Annotated in this window: 13 protein-coding genes; 3 read left to right on the forward strand and 10 right to left on the reverse strand. The window is 73.8% G+C overall.

Going from position 1 to position 15,300, the window contains the following annotated elements; all coding sequences use genetic code 11:
* Positions 1-33 precede the first annotated feature (33 nt).
* The 3 genes from ACFWN3_RS06100 to ACFWN3_RS06110 all read right to left on the reverse strand — a co-directional run bounded on the left by ACFWN3_RS06100 (position 34) and on the right by ACFWN3_RS06110 (position 3,419).
* Positions 34-1,446 carry a L,D-transpeptidase family protein gene (locus tag ACFWN3_RS06100; RefSeq protein WP_377644414.1) on the reverse strand — a complete coding sequence of 471 codons (1,413 nt, stop codon included), beginning with the start codon at positions 1,444-1,446 and terminating at the stop codon, positions 34-36.
* Between the two features lie 129 nt (positions 1,447-1,575).
* Positions 1,576-2,433, reverse strand: coding sequence for an ABC transporter permease (locus ACFWN3_RS06105; RefSeq protein ID WP_377644415.1), 858 nt, complete (start codon positions 2,431-2,433; stop codon positions 1,576-1,578).
* Positions 2,430-3,419, reverse strand: a complete 990-nt coding sequence (locus ACFWN3_RS06110) for an ATP-binding cassette domain-containing protein (protein ID WP_377644417.1) — start codon at positions 3,417-3,419, stop codon at positions 2,430-2,432. Before ACFWN3_RS06110 ends, ACFWN3_RS06105 begins: the two co-directional genes overlap by 4 nt.
* A 208-nt stretch (positions 3,420-3,627) precedes the next feature.
* Between ACFWN3_RS06110 and ACFWN3_RS06115 the strand changes: the two genes are divergently transcribed.
* Positions 3,628-4,035, forward strand: a complete 408-nt coding sequence (locus tag ACFWN3_RS06115) for a DUF6855 family protein (protein ID WP_377644419.1) — start codon at positions 3,628-3,630, stop codon at positions 4,033-4,035.
* Between the two features lie 25 nt (positions 4,036-4,060).
* On the opposite strand, the gene ACFWN3_RS06120 is transcribed toward ACFWN3_RS06115, so the two are convergent.
* A complete protein-coding gene (locus ACFWN3_RS06120; RefSeq protein ID WP_377644421.1) occupies positions 4,061-5,398 on the reverse strand; it encodes a glutamate mutase L in 1,338 nt (445 codons plus the stop codon).
* A 5-nt stretch (positions 5,399-5,403) separates the two neighbouring features.
* Positions 5,404-6,582: a cystathionine gamma-synthase gene (locus ACFWN3_RS06125; protein WP_377644423.1), complete on the reverse strand. Its 1,179-nt coding sequence runs from the start codon at positions 6,580-6,582 to the stop codon at positions 5,404-5,406.
* A 701-nt stretch (positions 6,583-7,283) separates the two neighbouring features.
* Between ACFWN3_RS06125 and msrA the strand changes: the two genes are divergently transcribed.
* On the forward strand, positions 7,284-7,988 hold the full coding sequence (gene msrA, locus ACFWN3_RS06130) for a peptide-methionine (S)-S-oxide reductase MsrA (RefSeq protein WP_377644425.1): 705 nt from the start codon (positions 7,284-7,286) through the stop codon (positions 7,986-7,988).
* Positions 7,989-8,062: 74 nt separating this feature from the next.
* On the opposite strand, the gene ACFWN3_RS06135 is transcribed toward msrA, so the two are convergent.
* Positions 8,063-9,784 carry an MDR family MFS transporter gene (locus ACFWN3_RS06135; protein ID WP_377644427.1) on the reverse strand — a complete coding sequence of 574 codons (1,722 nt, stop codon included), beginning with the start codon at positions 9,782-9,784 and terminating at the stop codon, positions 8,063-8,065.
* 110 nt (positions 9,785-9,894) lie between these two features.
* Between ACFWN3_RS06135 and ACFWN3_RS06140 the strand changes: the two genes are divergently transcribed.
* Positions 9,895-10,611 (forward strand): TetR/AcrR family transcriptional regulator, encoded by a 717-nt coding sequence (locus ACFWN3_RS06140; protein WP_377644429.1) that lies wholly within the window; start codon positions 9,895-9,897, stop codon positions 10,609-10,611.
* Here the strand turns inward: ACFWN3_RS06140 and ACFWN3_RS06145 are convergent.
* The 4 genes from ACFWN3_RS06145 to ACFWN3_RS06160 all read right to left on the reverse strand — a co-directional run bounded on the left by ACFWN3_RS06145 (position 10,586) and on the right by ACFWN3_RS06160 (position 15,285).
* Positions 10,586-11,194 carry a hypothetical protein gene (locus ACFWN3_RS06145; RefSeq protein WP_377644431.1) on the reverse strand — a complete coding sequence of 203 codons (609 nt, stop codon included), beginning with the start codon at positions 11,192-11,194 and terminating at the stop codon, positions 10,586-10,588. The two genes, ACFWN3_RS06140 and ACFWN3_RS06145, sit on opposite strands and share 26 nt — an antisense overlap.
* Positions 11,195-11,265: 71 nt before the next feature.
* Positions 11,266-13,296, reverse strand: coding sequence for an FAD-dependent oxidoreductase (locus ACFWN3_RS06150; RefSeq protein ID WP_377644433.1), 2,031 nt, complete (start codon positions 13,294-13,296; stop codon positions 11,266-11,268).
* 28 nt (positions 13,297-13,324) lie between these two features.
* Positions 13,325-13,810 carry a DUF1992 domain-containing protein gene (locus ACFWN3_RS06155; RefSeq protein WP_377644434.1) on the reverse strand — a complete coding sequence of 162 codons (486 nt, stop codon included), beginning with the start codon at positions 13,808-13,810 and terminating at the stop codon, positions 13,325-13,327.
* A gap of 98 nt (positions 13,811-13,908) precedes the next feature.
* Complete coding sequence (locus ACFWN3_RS06160) at positions 13,909-15,285, reverse strand: cystathionine beta-synthase (protein WP_377644436.1); 1,377 nt, start codon at positions 15,283-15,285, stop codon at positions 13,909-13,911.
* Between the last annotated feature and the right edge of the window lie 15 nt (positions 15,286-15,300).

The following is a 15,300-nucleotide window of genomic DNA, read 5'->3' on the forward strand; positions in this document are numbered from 1 at the left end:
GGCCCGGCGGGCGGGCCGACCGTCCGCGACGGCTCAGTGGTGCGAGGTGACGACCGTCCCGACCGTGGCGAAGTCGTAGACCCACTTCGCGACCGACACCGGGAGGTTGATGCAGCCGTGCGACCCACGGTCGCCGGCGTACCCGAACGACGAGCGCCACGGCGCACCGTGGAAGGCGAACCCGCGGTGGAAGTACGACACCCACGGGACGTCCGGCGTCTCGTACCGCGTGCCGTCGGCGTTGCTGCCGCGCATCGTCTGCTGGGTGTACTTGAGGTAGACCGCGAAGGTCCCGGTGACGGTCGGCTTCTCGTCGGACCCGTTGACCATCTTGACCGGGCCGTAGACCTTCTTCGCCCCGACGTAGGCCGTGATGGTGTGGGCGCCGAGGTCGACGTCGACCCACTTCTCGCCCTCGGCCGCGGGGTAGGCCAGGTGCTCGGCGCCGACCGCGATCCGCTTCTCGTCCCACGTGGCCTTCTGGGTGGTGTACGCGAACCGGCCGGAGTACGCCCGGCCCGCGACGACGGCACGGACGACGTCGGCGGCGTTCTTGACGGTGCGGCCGTCACGGGCCTCGGTCCGCACGAGCCGCACGGTGCCCGCCGCGTCGCGGTAGCGCAGCCCGGTGCGGACCTCGACCTTGGCCTCCTTCGCCTGCGTCGAGACCCACGACCTCACCTTCGCGGCGTCGACGGTCGGCGCGCCGAGCCCGCCGCCGGTCGAGGGGATGACGACCCACGAGGCCTTGGTCTTCGCGGACGCGGCGTGCTTGTCCTCGCCGTCGGAGACGGCGACGGTGCGGCGCACGAGGGCGTTGGCCCGCTCGGCGACCTCCTGCGCGGCCGCGGTCGACACCGCCGGGTCGGCGCGCGTGAAGCGGACCGTCGCCGTGGCGGACTCGAGGTCGCGGGCGGCGTCGGCGACGACGTCCTGGAAGCTGTCGGGCGCCACGGCGCGGCCGGGCACCGCCGGGGTGACGACGAAGGAGGACCGGTCCTTCGCCAGGACCACCCGGGCGTCGGTCGCGCGCCCGTCGTCACCGACGAGGTCGGCGACGACCCGCGTGGTGGTCGCGGGGTCGGCGGCCACCACGGCGTCGACGTCGCGCGGCGAGACGAGCGAGGTGGCGTAGGAGGACCACGACCGGTTCGCGGCGAAGACCGCGTCGACCGTGGCGTCGACGTCGACCGACGCACCGAGCTCGGCGAGGCTCGCCCGGCGGGTCGTGTCACCGGTCGTGACGGTGACGGTGACGTCGGCGGCGCGCTCGCGCACGGCCTGGGTGACCTCCGCGCGGGTCAGGCCCGCCACGGACACCCCGCTGACGGTGCTGCCGGGCAGGGCCCGGGACTGGAAGTGCGCGGCATAGGCGGTGCCCGTCCCCGCGATCACCAGGGGTCCTGCCACCGCTGCGGTGAGCAGCACCTTCGTGCGCCGTCTCATGCTGTTCCTCGTGCCTCTCCCCGTGCGACGGACTCCTCGGCCCGCGCCCGCGACCCATGATGAGGCACGACGGGCCCGAGGACCACTCGGCGTCCACGACCGCCGTGTCGGCGTGCCCGCTCCACGCGCTCAGTCGGTGGTGCGCCGGATGAACGCGCGCACGGCGAGCGGAGCGAGGACGGCGGACAGCCCGACCGACCAGATGATGGTCGTGAGGACGGGGTGCTGCAGCGGCAGAGCGGTGTCCGGGGGCACCGGAAAACCGCCGTCGTTGCCCCACAGCTGGCGCAGGGCCAGGACGAGCGCACTGATCGGGTTCCACTCGGCGAGGAAGCGCAGCCAGTCGGGCATGACGTCGGTGCGGGCGAACGCGTTGGACAGGAAGGTGATGGGGAAGACCGTCGTGAACATCACGCCCTGCACGGCCTCGACCGAGCGCAGCGCCGACCCGCACAGGATGCCGATCCAGATCATCGCGAAGCCGAAGAGGACGAGCAGCGCGTACCCGGCGAGGCCGCGCAGGAGGCCGTCGTGGACACCCCACCCGATGAACAGGCCGGTGAGCGACATGACGACGATGCCGATCATCGAGTGGATGATGCTCGAGACGCTGCGGGCGACGACGACCGACGAGCGGCGGATCGGCAGCGAGCGGAACCGGTCGACGATGCCCTTGCCGATGTCGGCGTTGAGGCCGATGGCGACGATGAACGCACTGAACGTCATCGTCTGGGCCATGATCCCGGGCAGCAGCCACTCCTTGTAGTCGACGCCGGGGACCGTGATGGACCCGCCGAAGACGTACGCGAAGAGCAGGACGAACATCACGGGCTGGATCGTGACGTCGGTGAGCATCTCGGGCTGGCGCTTGATGTGCGAGAGGTTGCGCCGCACGAGCGCGCCGATCTGCCGCCCGACGCCGGCCCCGCGCTCGTCGGGGTGGGTCGGGGTGAAGGTGGAGCCACCGGTGGTCGTCTGCGTCGTCATGCGGGCACCTCGCTCGTGCTGCGCGAGCCCTCGGGCCCGGTGGTCGGCTCCTCGGCGCGGTGGCCGGTGAGGCTGAGGAAGACGTCATCGAGGCTCGGGCGCTGGAGCCCGATGTCGTCGAGCTCGATCCCCGCCTCCTCGAGCCTCGCGGCGATCCGGGTGAGCGCGCCCACCCCCTCGGCGGGCGCGGTGAGGCGGCGGCTGTCGCGGTCGACGTGGAGGTCGGGGACCTCGTCGCGGACGAGCTCGGCGGCCCGCTCGACCTCGTCGGGCCGGCTCACCGCGATGACGAGGCTGGCCCGCCCCGACTGGTCCTTCAGCTCGAGCGGCGTGCCGTCGGCGATGACCCGGCCGTGGTCGACGACGACGATCCGGTCGGCGAGCTGGTCGGCCTCGTCGAGGTACTGCGTCGTGAGGAAGAGGGTGGTGCCGTCGCGGACGAGGTCGCGCAGGACTCCCCACAGCTCGACCCTGCTGCGCGGGTCGAGCCCCGTGGTCGGCTCGTCGAGGAAGAGCACCGGCGGCGTGGCCACGAGGCTCGCCGCGAGGTCGAGGCGGCGCCGCATGCCGCCCGAGTAGTCCTTGACGACCTTGTCGGCCGACTCGCCGAGCGAGAACCGCTCGAGGAGCTCGTCGGCCTGCCGGCGCACCAGGGCCTTGGGCAGCCCGTAGAGGTCGCCGACGAGCCGGAGGTTCTCGCGACCGGTGAGCAGCTCGTCGACGGTGGCCGACTGGGCGGTCAGGCCCATCCGGTGGCGCACGGCGTCGGCGTCGGCGACGACATCGAACCCCGCCACCCGGGCGGTGCCCGACGTGGGTCGCGAGAGCGTCGTCATCATCCGCACGGTCGTCGTCTTGCCCGCGCCGTTGGGGCCGAGCATCGAGAAGACCGAGCCCTCGGGGACGGTGAAGCTGACGCCGTCGACGGCGGTGAAGTCGCCGAACCGCTTGACGAGGTCGACGGCCTCGATGGCGGGCGCGCTCATCGGACCGGACCCGCGGACGGGGCACCGGGAGGGGACGTGCCTGGACCGGGAGGGGTGGCGTCGCTCATGCGACCCACGCTAGGCGCTGCCCCCGACAGCCGTCACACCGATTTTCGCCCCTGTCCGGCCGCGGGCCGTCGTGCCATGCTGCACGAGGCGGCGCGCGAGGACGGGGCCGCGCGGAGCGACGACGCGGACGGAGACGCCGATGGCACAGGGTTCGGGGACGGCGACGGACCCGTGGGCGCTCACCACGGCGCCCGGCAGCTCGGCCTACACGATGCACCGCGACCCGGACGCCGACCCGCCGGCCCTCGTCTGCCGGGTCGGCTCGACGACGCTGCGGTACCACCTCAGCGCCGTCGAGGACCTCCACGCGTGGCTCGTCGAGCAGGGCGACTGGGTCGACCTCGGGGCCGCCGACGAGAAGAAGCCCGCGGCACCCGGCACGGTCGAGGCGTGGGGCCGCGCCGACGACAACCCCGTCGGGGGCTGGTACGGACTGCGCCCCGGCTACCGCGGCCGCTTCGGCATGTACCTGCCTCCCCTGCTCGAGGCCCTGGGGCTGGTCGAGCTCACCCACGACGCCCGCAACAACCGGGTCCGCGCCCTCTGACGCCCGGACGGGGCCGGCCGGCCGGTCAGCCCGCCGGTCGGCCCGACGTCGGGTCCGCGAGCGGACGGGCGAGGGCGGCCGCCGCCACCGGGTGGGCCTGCGCCAGGAGCCCCACGGCGAACAGGACGTACGCCGCGTCGACGCGGGTCGCGGCGGCCTCGGGCACCCGCCAGCCACCGGCGTGGTCGCCGGCCACCCGGGCGAGGACCCGGTCGGCGAGCCCGGCAGGCGCGTGCCGCAGCACCCCGCCGGACCCCACGACGAGGACGACGTCGGCCAGCGGCCGCGGTCGCTCGGAGGGGTGCCCGGGGCGCCCGTGCCGCCGGGCCGCCACGACGGCGGCCGTCACCGCCAGCTCCTCCTCGGCCGCCCAGTCGGCGTCCGACACCGCGAGCGAGCCGGTGTCGGCGGCCACCGCGGACGCGTGCGCCGCCGTCTCCGGCGCGACGTCGAGCCGCTCCCGGGCGGCGGCCTCGACGACGCCGAGGGCCGTCCACCGCATCCCGAGGTCGGCCTCGACGGTGCGGGCGTGCCAGAGCGTGCCGACGACCTCACGGTGGATCGTCGCGTCCTCCCCCTGCGGCGTGATGACCGAGTAGACGTCGGTCGTCGCACCCCCGACGTCGACGACGAGCAGGTCTCCCCCCGCGACCTCCGCGAGCACCTCGACCCCGCGCAGCACGGCGTCCGGCGTCGGGGCGCGCACGAGCTCGGCGAAGCCCCGCCCGCGCGAGAGCCCCTTGCCGCCGATGACGTGGGTGAGGAAGGCCTCGCGGATGGCGCCGCGCGCCGCCTCGGGCGCGACGACGCCGATCTGCGGGAGGACGTTGTCGGTGACGACGAAGCGGCGGCCGGTCGAGCGGAGGAGTGCGGCGACCTCGTCGGCGGCCTCGACGTTGCCGGCGACGACCACCGGCGCGGCGAGCCGTGCCCGGGCGAGCCGCCCGGCGTTGTGGAGGAGCACCTCCGCGTTGCCGCCGTCGGTGCCACCGACGAGGAGGACGAGGTCGGGCCAGGCCGCGCGCAGGGCCGTGACGTCGGCCCCGGACATCGGCCCGGCCGCGACGTGGACGACCTTCGCGCCCGCCGACAGTCCCACCCGGTGCCCGGCCTCGGCCGTCACCGCCCGCTCGTAGCCGACGACCGCGAGGCGCAGCCCTCCCCCGGCGCTGGAGCAGACGAGGACCTCGTCGGGCTCCCCGTGGTCGGCCACGGCGGCCCGCACGGCGTCGACCCCGTCCATGACGTCGGTCCCGACCGTCGTGGGGTGGCTCGCCGTCGCGAGGACGGCGCCGGACGAGCCGTCGACGAGCACCGCCTTGGTGAACGTCGACCCGACGTCGACGCAGAGGACCAGGGGCACGGGGGTCAGGTGAGCCGGTCGAGCGCCTGGCCGAGGTCGGCGACGAGGTCCTCGACGTCCTCGATGCCGACGGAGAGCCGGATGAGGTCGCCCGGCACCTCGAGCTCGGTCCCGGTGACGGACGCGTGCGTCATGAGGCCGGGGTGCTCGATGAGCGACTCGACCCCCCCGAGGGACTCGCCGAGGATCCACAGCTGCGTCTCGGCGCACACCTTGGTCGCGACGTCCTCGCCGCCACGGACGCGGAAGGCCACCATGCCGCCGAAGCGGGTCATCTGGCGGGCGGCGACGTCGTGGTTCGGGTGGTCGGGCAGCCCCGGGTAGTGCACCGCCGTGACTCCGGGGTGGGCGAGGAGGAAGTCGACGACCTTCTCGGCGTTGTCGCAGTGGCGCTCCATCCGCACGGCGAGCGTCTTGAGGCCGCGGAGGACGAGCCAGGCGTCGAAGGGACCGGCGACGGCGCCCATCGCGTTCTGGTGGAAGGCGATCCGCTCGCTGACCGAGGCGCCGTCGCGGGTCGTGGCGCCCTTCGCGACGACCACGGCGCCCCCGACGACGTCGCTGTGGCCGCCGGCGTACTTCGTCGTGGAGTGCACGACGACGTCGGCGCCGAGGGAGATCGGCTGCTGGAGGTAGGGCGAGGCGAAGGTGTTGTCGACGACGAGGAGGGCGCCGGCCTCGTGGGCGACCGCCGCGATCGCCTCGATGTCGGCGATGCCGAGCAGCGGGTTCGTCGGCGTCTCGACCCACACCATGCGGGTCCCGGGACGGATGGCCGCTCGCACCGACTCGACGTCGGCGACCGTCGCGATGGAGTGCTCGACTCCCCACGGCCCGGCGACCTTGTCGAACAGCCGGTAGGTGCCGCCGTAGGCGTCGGAGGGGACGACGACGTGGTCGCCCGGGGTGAGGAGGGCACGCAGGACCGTGTCCTCTCCGGCGAGGCCGCTCGCGAACGCGAAGCCGCGCTCCCCGCCCTCGAGGGCCGCGATGCACTCCTCGAGCGCGGTGCGCGTGGGGTTGGCCGACCGCGAGTACTCGTACCCGCCGCGCAGCCCGCCGATGCCGTCCTGCTTGTACGTGCTGACCTGGTGGATGGGGGGCACGACGGCGCCCGTCGTCGGGTCGGGCTCCTGTCCGGCGTGGATGGCGCGGGAGGAGAAGCCGAGGTGCTCGATCGTCATGGACGAGAGCCTAGGACGTGGGCGGCCGGCCCGAGGTCGGCGGCCCCGGCGCCGTGGACCGGCGTCGCGGACGGGTGCCGTGGACCGTCGCCGGTCCCGCCCTGCACGGGTCCGGCGGCGGCCGTCGGTGTCGCACTCGGCGACCCGGCGGGACGAGGTGGGCCGGCCCCTGTCGCCCACCCACCTCGCCCCTGCTCACGGTGTCGGTCGGCCGAGGTGTCCGCCCTACACGGACCCTTCGGTCGGCCGTTCTGCTGCTGTCGTTCGTGGTCGCCAGGACGTCGGCCCGCCCCCAGCGCGGGTCTGCCAGCTCGTGTGTGGTCCGAGGACGGGCGTTCACGTGACCGGTCCCGGGCCCGCCCCCAGCGCGGGTCCTCGTCGGTCTCGTCGTCGTCATCCGTCTCGGTCGCCGGTACGTCGGCCTCAAGCCGTCCGGCAGTGGTTCTGTGGTGCTGCTCCGGCCCGTGGTCCGGCGGCCGGCCCCTTGCACCGTCCTGCCCGACCTGGTCGGTCCCCACCGTGGGTCTCCCCGGGTGAGTAAGCCAAAGGTAAAGGATTCGGGCCCCGATCTTTACCCTTTCTTTAAGAATGGGGCGATCTTTCCTCGTTCTGGCCGAACGGTTGATGGTGGCGGCGAGCACCCCTACGGATACCGGGGATCGTGCCGGAATAGCCGTGCCACCTCGCCTGTTTCGACCACCATGCTCTTCGGATCCCGAGCCAAGACCACCCTCCCGACCCGCGACGAGGCCCTGCCGGGCCGCGACCACCGCGTGTTCCACGTCCCCAGCACCCACGAGGTCCTCGGGACCCCGCTCGAGGGCCCCTGGCCGGAGGGGACCGAGGTCCTCTACGTGGCGATGGGTTGCTTCTGGGGCGTCGAGCGCATCTTCTGGACGCTCCCCGGCGTCGTGACGACCGCAGCGGGCTACATGGGCGGCTACACGCCGAACCCGACGTACGAGGAGACCTGCACCGGGCGCACCGGGCACGCCGAGGCCGTCCTCGTCGCCTACGACCCCGCCGTCACCTCCCCCCAGCTGCTGCTCAAGGCGTTCTGGGAGAACCACGACCCCACCCAGGGCAACCGTCAGGGCAACGACCTCGGCACCGCCTACCGCTCGGCCGTCTTCTGGACCACGCCGGGGCAGGAGGCCGCCGCCCGCACGACGAGGGACGCCTTCCAGGCGGTCCTCACGGGCGCCGGCCGGGGTGGGATCACGACGACGCTGTCCGCCGCGGAGGAGGCCGGGCCCTTCTGGTACGCCGAGGACTACCACCAGCAGTACCTGCACAAGAACCCCAACGGCTACTGCAACCACGGCCCCAACGGGCTCACCTGCCCGGTGGGCGTCGCGAACCTCCCGGCGCAGACCGACGTCGCGCCCCCCTCCGCGCTCCGCTGAGGCTGCGGATTCCGTAGGCACGAGGAAGGGCCCCGCCGACACCGGCGGGGCCCGTCCTCGTGTCCGGCAGGGCGTCAGCCCGCCCGCACCACCCGGTCGGCGTGTGCCCGGTCGGCGTGCACCTGGTCGGAGTTCCGCCGGACGGCGTACGCCACGTCGGCGGTCGCCCCGGCGGGAGCCGCCGAGAGCGACATCGCGTCGAGCACCTCGTGCCCGGCCTCCTCCACCGGGCTCTCGTCGGCGTGCGCCGTCTCCTTGAGGGGCAGGACCCTGATGAGGGCCGTCGCCACGAGGACGAGCGCGACGACGGGCAGCGAGATGAGGAACACGCCGTGCAGCTGCTCGGCCAGGCCCTGGCGCACCGCGTCCGCGACGACGGGCGGCAGCGAGGCGAGCGCCGCGGGGTCGAGGACCGACCCGGCGTCGGCGGCGCCCTCGGGCATCGACGCGGCGACCTCCGCAGGCAGGTGGGCGGCGATGGCGCCGGCCAGGCCGCTCGTCATCACCGTGCCGAACACCGCGATGCCGACGGTGGACCCGACGTTGCGGAAGAACTGGGTCGAGGCGGTCGCGACCCCGAGGTCGGCCCGGCCCACCGAGTTCTGCACGACGAGCGTGTACTGCTGCATCGCCAGTCCCAGCCCGACGCCGAGGACGACCATGGCGAGGGTCAGCTCGCCCTGGCCGGAGGTCCAGGTGAGCCGGGTGAGCAACCAGAGCCCGACGCCCATGACGAGCACCCCGGCGACCATGATCGCCTTGTAGCGGCCGGTCCGGGTGATGACGAGCCCCGCCAGGATGCCCATGACGATGAGGCCCAGCATGAGCGGCACGAGGATGAGGCCGGAGTTCGTCGCGTCGACGCCGAGGACGCCCTGGGCGTACACCGGGATGTAGATGATCGAGCCGAACATCACCATCGCGACGCCGAAGCTCGCGAGGTTGCTCGTCGTGAACACCGAGGAGCGGAAGAGCCGCAGGGGGATGACGGGCTCGACGGCGCGGCGCTCGACGAGGACGAACGCGACGAGCGCGACGACCCCGAGGGCGTAGAGGCCCAGGATCGTCGCCGACCCCCAGGCGTAGGTCGTCCCGCCCCACGAGGTGGCGAGGAGCAGTGCGACGAGCGCGACGGTGAGCGTGCCGATGCCCAGGGTGTCGACCTTCGCCTCGCGTCGCTGGTGCGGCAGGTGGAGGAAGCGGGCGATGAAGAACGTCGTGACGGCGCCGATGGGCACGGCGGCGAAGAAGAGCCAGCGCCAGCCCCAGTGGTCGGTGATGACGCCGCCGGCGAGCGGTCCCGCCACCGCCGTGACGCCGAAGACGGCGCCCATGAGGCCTTGGTACTTGCCACGCTGACGCGCCGGGATGATGTCGCCGATGATGGTCTGCGACAGCGGCATCAGGGTGCCCATGCCGAGCCCCTGGATCGCGCGCCCGAGGACGAGGACCCAGAAGTTCTGGGCGAACCCGCTGACGAGCGAGCCGACCATGAACACGACGAGCCCGGCGAGGTAGAAGCCGCGGCGGCCGTAGAGGTCGGACAGCTTGCCGACGACCGGGACGGCGATCGCCGACACGAGCATCGCGGCGGTGGCGACCCAGCTGTAGTGGTCCATCCCGCCGAGCTCGGCGACGATCCGCGGCATCGCCGGTCCGACGATGGTCTGGCTGATCGACGCGACGAGCATGCCGAGCATCAGGCCGATGAAGACGCGGCGGGCGTGCGGGCTGAGGCGGTAGGTCTCGGGAGTGGTTCGCGCGGGGGCGGTCCGCGTGGTTCCGGTGGCGGTCACGCCGGGGTCCTCGCGGTGTCGGCGACGTCGTCCGTAGGTAGTTGCATGACACAAGCATATTCGCGTTCTTGCAGTCACTGCAAATCATGGGGAGGTGGGTACCCTGCCTCATGGCCAGCAGCGCGGACCCGGCCCTGGCGGACCGGGCGACCCCACCCCCGAGCGACCCTGACGGTGACGACGCCCTCGGGCGTCGCGAGAGCAAGAAGCGCGAGACCCGGGCCCGCATCCACCGGGCCGCCGTCGAGCTCGCCCTCGAGCGCGGGACCGAGCGGGTGACGGCCGAGGACGTCGCCGCGGCGGCCGACATCTCGCCGCGGACCTTCTTCAACTACTTCGCGACGAAGGAGGACGCGTTCGTCGGCTCCGACCCGGGCATCGCCGAGCGGCTGCTCACCGCCGTCGTGGAGCGCCCCGCCGCCGAGACCCCCTCCGAGGCGGTGCGCGCCGTCGTCGCCGCGCACGTCGCGACCCTGGAGTCCGACACGCAGCTCTGGCGCCGTCGGCGCGAGCTCGCCGCCCGCGAGCCGGCCCTCGCGCTGCGCCTCGCCGGGACGACCGACGCCGTGGAGCGCGCGCTCGTCGAGGCCGCCCTCACCCGGTCCGGCGCCGACCGCGCGACCGACCTCGGTCCCGCCCTCGCCGCCCACCTCGCGATGGCGGCGGTCCGGGCCGCGGTCGGGCAGCACGTCGCCTCGGGGTTCGAGGGCTCCCTCAGCCAGCGGCTCACGACCGCCTTCGCGGCGGTCGACGCCGGTGCTGCCGGTGCCGCCGGTGCCGGAGGTGCAGCCGGGGACCCGGTCAGGGACGCACGAAGCGAGCGGTGAGCGGCGCGCCCTCGCCGCGCAGCTCGAGGCCGGCCGGGGTGCACGACCAGGCCACCGGCCGCGTCCAGTCGGTCGCGGGCACCGTGGGCGCCCCACCGGGGGGCGCCTCCGGTCGCACCTGCCAGGCGAAGTCCGGGGCGGCCAGCGTGCCGTCGGCGAACGACACGTCACCCCCGCCCGCGCTCGCGTCGGCCCAGCCGACGGACCGCCCCATGACGACGGCGCGCGTCTGGAGGTCGCTCGAGAGGCCGAGGTACCCGTCGGTGAGGTCGAGCCGCTGGCCCCCGGTCATCTCGAAGGACTCGAGCGGGATGCCGAGCGACGTCAGGTACGCGGCCGACTGGCTCTCGTAGTCGGCGACGTCGAGGACCCAGCGGCCCGAGAGGCAGTCGTCGACGATCGGCGTCCCCTCCGTCTCGGGCGCCGCCGAGGCCGAGGCACTCGGCGTCGGGCTCGCGCTCGTGGTCGAGGGGGCCCCCGACGACCGGGTGCCGGTGGGGGTCGGGGTGTCGTCGGCGCACGCCGCGAGGAGGGCGGCGACCGCGAGGGCCGCCGCCGTCGCGACGAGCCGGTACCGGGCCACGCGGCGCTCCCTCCCTCGCACGTCCATCCGTCCCCCGAGCATCCCGCCCCCCGCGTCGCCCGGCAAGGGGGTCAGAGGGCGACGGCCAGCTCGGTGCCCTGCCGGATGGCCCGCTTGGCGTCGAGCTCGGCGGCGACGTCGGCGCCGCCGACGACGTGGGTCGGCACCCCACGGGCGGTGAGGTCGTCGACGAGCTCGCGCACCGACTCCTGGCCCGCGCACAGCACGACCGTGTCGACCGCGAAGGTGCGCTCCTGCGCACCGCCCTCGCCCAGCCGGACGTGCAGCCCGTCGTCGTCGATGCGGACGTACTCGGCGACGCCGGTGACGTGCTCGACGCCCTTGGCCCTCAGGGCCGCGCGGTGCACCCACCCCGTCGTGCGCCCGAGGCCCCTTCCGATCGAGGTCGTCTTGCGCTGGAGCAGCACGACGTGGCGGGGGCTCGGCTCCGGGCGGGGAGCGGTGAGGCCGCCGCGGGTGAGGGCGGGGTCGCCGACGCCCCACTCGGCCCGCCACGCGTCGACATCGAGGGTCGGCGAGTGGTCGTTCGTGAGGAACTCGCTGACGTCGACCCCGATGCCGCCCGCCCCGATGACGGCGACCCGCTCCCCCGCCACCCGCTCGCCACGGACGAGCTCGGCGTAGGTGACGACCGACGGGTGGTCGATCCCGGGGATCGAGGGGACCCGGGGCGAGACGCCAGTGGCGACGACGACCTCGTCGAAGCCCTCCGCGACGAGCTCGTCGGCGGTGACCCGGTGGTCGAGGTGGACCTTCACCCCGGTGACCTCGAGGCGGCGGGTGAACCAGCGGATCGTCTCGGCGAACTCCTCCTTGCCGGGGATCCTCATCGCGATGTCGAACTGGCCGCCGACGTGGTCGCGGGCCTCGAACAGCTCGACCCGGTGGCCCCGCTCGGCGAGGGTCGTCGCCGTGGCCAGTCCCGCGGGCCCGGCACCGACGACGGCGACGTGCCTGCTCGTGCGCGTGCGGCCGATGACGAGCTCGGTCTCGTGGGCGGCGCGCGGGTTGACCAGGCAGGTCGCCCGCTTCTTGACGAAGGTGTGGTCGAGGCAGGCCTGGTTGCAGGCGATGCAGGCGTTGATCTCGTCGGTCCGGCCCTCGGCGGCCTTGCGGACCCACTCGGGGTCGGCGAGGAAGGGGCGCGCCAGCGAGACGAGGTCGGCGCCCCCGGACGCGAGGACCTCCTCGGCGACGTGCGGCAGGTTGATCCGGTTCGTCGCGACGACCGGGAGGCCGACGTGCTCCCTGAGCCGTCCGGCGTACCCCGCGAAGGCCGCCCGTGGCACCGAGGTGACGATGGTGGGGACGCGGGCCTCGTGCCAGCCGATGCCGAGGTTGAGGAGGCTCGCGCCGGCGGCCTCGACCTCCTGCGCGAGGGCGACGACCTCGTCCCACGTCTGGCCGTCCTCGACGAGGTCGAGCACCGAGATCCGGTAGATGACGAGGAAGTCCTCGCCCACGGCCTCCCGCACGGCGCGGACCGTCTCGACGGCGAAGCGACGGCGCTTCTCGGGGGTGCCGCCCCACCGGTCGGTGCGGTGGTTCGTGCGCGGCGCGAGGAACTGGTTGACGAGGTAGCCCTCGGAGCCCATGACCTCGACGCCGTCGTACCCGGCCTCACGGGCCAGGCGGGCCGCGCGGGCGAAGGCCCGGATCTGCCGTCGCACGCCGCGGTCGGACAGGGCGCGCGGCGTGAACCGGCTGATCGGGCTCCTGATGGCCGACGGGGCGACGCACCACGGCGTGAACGCGTAGCGCCCGGCGTGGAGCAGCTGCATCGCGACGAGCCCCCCGGCCTCGTGGACGGCGTCGGTGACGACCCGGTGGGTGCGAGCCGCCCTTCGCGTCGTCAGCATCGAGGCCATCGGGTACAGCTGGCCCTCGACGTTCGGCGCGTAGCCGCCGGTGACGACGAGGCCGACTCCGCCGCGGACCCGCTCGGCGAGGTAGGCCGCGAGCTTCGGGAAGTCGCGCGCGCGGTCCTCGAGCCCGACGTGCATCGAGCCCATGATCACCCGGTTCGGCAGCGTCACGTGGCCGAGGTCGAGGGGCGCCAGCAGGTGGGGGAAGTCGCTCATCGGGCTGCCGGCTCGCTCCGTCGTCGGGTCATCGTCCGCGGCGCCACCATCGACGCCGCGCTCGAGCCTGTCCCGTTGTTACCGGTGGGTCAACCTCCACGGCCTGTGAGGCTGCTCGCAGCGCCCGCCAGCCCTCGACCATCGCGTCGACGTCGACCGTCGGCGCGAGGAGCTGGGGCATCCCCGGGTCGGGTGGGCGCAGGCGGTCGCGGCGGACCCGGCGGTTGAAGTCCTCGAGGACGGTGCGCACGGCCTCCTCGGTGCGCAGGTCGAGCAGCGACTCGGGGTAGCCTGCGGCCTCCTTGCGCATCGCCAGCGCGGGCGGCATCGCGGCCGAGAGGTCGAGCTGCTCGTCCTCGAGCTTCCTGCGCACCCACCACAGCGGGTCCTCGGGCCCCTCGGGGTCGCCGAGGTGCAGCGGCCTCCCGGCGCCGGGCAGGTCGTCGAACTCGCCGCGCTCCTGGGCCTCCCGGATCGCGCGCTCGACGGGCGTCTCCCACCGTGGTCGCTCCACGCGTCCAGTTCTACCCCGTGCACGCCCCCGGTACCGGCTCGAGGTGGGATCCCACCGCCAGGGGCCCGGGTCTCACGTCGACCCGGCGAGGTGGCCCGTCAGTCGGTGAGGAAGGAGAGCAGGTCGGCACGGGTGAGGACGCCGACGGGCTTGCCGTCCTCGACGACGAGGATGGCGTCGGAGCCCTCGAGCTCGTGCCGTGCCGTGGCGACGGGCTCGCCCGAGCCCACGAGGGGCAGCCCCGGGCTCATGTGCTCGGCGACCGAGTCGGCGAGGTGGGCCTTGCCGGTGAACAGCGCCTCGAGGAGGTCGCGCTCGGACACCGCCCCGGCGACCTCGCCCGACATCACGGGCGGCTCGGCCTTGACGACGGGCATCTGGGACACCCCGTACTCGCGCAGGATCTCGATGGCGTCGCGCAGCGTCTCGCTCGGGTGCGTGTGGACGAGGGCGGGGATGTCGCCGGCCTTGGCGTGGAGGACGTCGCCGACGCGGGTCTCGGCGTCGCTGTGGAGGAAGCCGTAGGACTGCATCCACTCGTCGTTGAAGATCTTCGACAGGTAGCCGCGGCCGGAGTCGGGCAGGAGGACGACGACGACGGCGTCGTCGGGCAGGTCGCGCGCGACCCGGAGCGCGGCGACGACGGCCATCCCGCAGGACCCGCCGACGAGCAGGCCCTCCTCGCGGGCGAGCCGACGCGTCATCTCGAAGGACTCGGCGTCGGACACCGCGACGACGGTGTCGACCTGGGCGGGGTCGTAGGCGGAGGGCCAGAAGTCCTCGCCGACGCCCTCGACGAGGTACGGACGGCCCGTGCCCCCGCTGTAGACCGAGCCCTCGGGGTCGGCCGCGACGACCTGGACGCGGCCGCCCTCACGGTCGGCCGAGACCTCGCGGAGGTAGCGCCCGGCGCCGGAGATCGTGCCGCCGGTACCCGCGCCGGTGACGAAGTGGGTGATCCGCCCGTCGGTGTCGGCCCAGATCTCGGGGCCGGTCGTCTCGTAGTGCGACAGGGGACCGTTGGGGTTCGAGTACTGGTCGGGCTTCCACGCGCCGGGGGTCTCGCGCACGAGGCGGTCGGAGGTGGAGTAGTAGGAGTCCGGGTGGTCGGGCTCGACGGCCGTGGGGCACACGACGACCTCGGCGCCGTAGGCCTTGAGGACGTTGCGCTTGTCCTCGGAGACCTTGTCGGGGCAGACGAAGATGCAGGTGTACCCCCGGCGCTGGGCCACGAGCGCCAGTCCGACGCCGGTGTTGCCCGACGTCGGCTCGACGATGACGCCGCCCGGCCTCAGCGCTCCCGACTGCTCGGCCGCCTCGACCATCTTCAGCGCGATGCGGTCCTTCACCGATCCACCGGGGTTGAGGTACTCGATCTTCGCCAGCACCGTGGCCCCGATGCCCTCGGTCACCGAGTTCAGCCGCACGAGCGGGGTGTTGCCGACCAGGTCCACGATGTGCTCCGCGTACTTCACGCCGCCCATCCTGTC

The sequence above is a fragment of the Oryzobacter terrae genome (genome assembly GCF_042756445.1).
Lineage (GTDB): Bacteria > Actinomycetota > Actinomycetes > Actinomycetales > Dermatophilaceae > Oryzobacter > Oryzobacter terrae.

Coding starts and splice junctions, on each gene's coding strand:
- ACFWN3_RS06115 (WP_377644419.1), top strand. CDS start 3,628: ATGGCACAGGGTTCGGGGACGGCGACGGACCCGTGGGCGCTCACCACG.
- ACFWN3_RS06100 (WP_377644414.1), bottom strand. CDS start 1,446: ATGAGACGGCGCACGAAGGTGCTGCTCACCGCAGCGGTGGCAGGACCC.
- msrA (WP_377644425.1), top strand. CDS start 7,284: ATGCTCTTCGGATCCCGAGCCAAGACCACCCTCCCGACCCGCGACGAG.
- ACFWN3_RS06125 (WP_377644423.1), bottom strand. CDS start 6,582: ATGACGATCGAGCACCTCGGCTTCTCCTCCCGCGCCATCCACGCCGGA.
- ACFWN3_RS06110 (WP_377644417.1), bottom strand. CDS start 3,419: ATGAGCGCGCCCGCCATCGAGGCCGTCGACCTCGTCAAGCGGTTCGGC.
- ACFWN3_RS06150 (WP_377644433.1), bottom strand. CDS start 13,296: ATGAGCGACTTCCCCCACCTGCTGGCGCCCCTCGACCTCGGCCACGTG.
- ACFWN3_RS06105 (WP_377644415.1), bottom strand. CDS start 2,433: ATGACGACGCAGACGACCACCGGTGGCTCCACCTTCACCCCGACCCAC.
- ACFWN3_RS06140 (WP_377644429.1), top strand. CDS start 9,895: ATGGCCAGCAGCGCGGACCCGGCCCTGGCGGACCGGGCGACCCCACCC.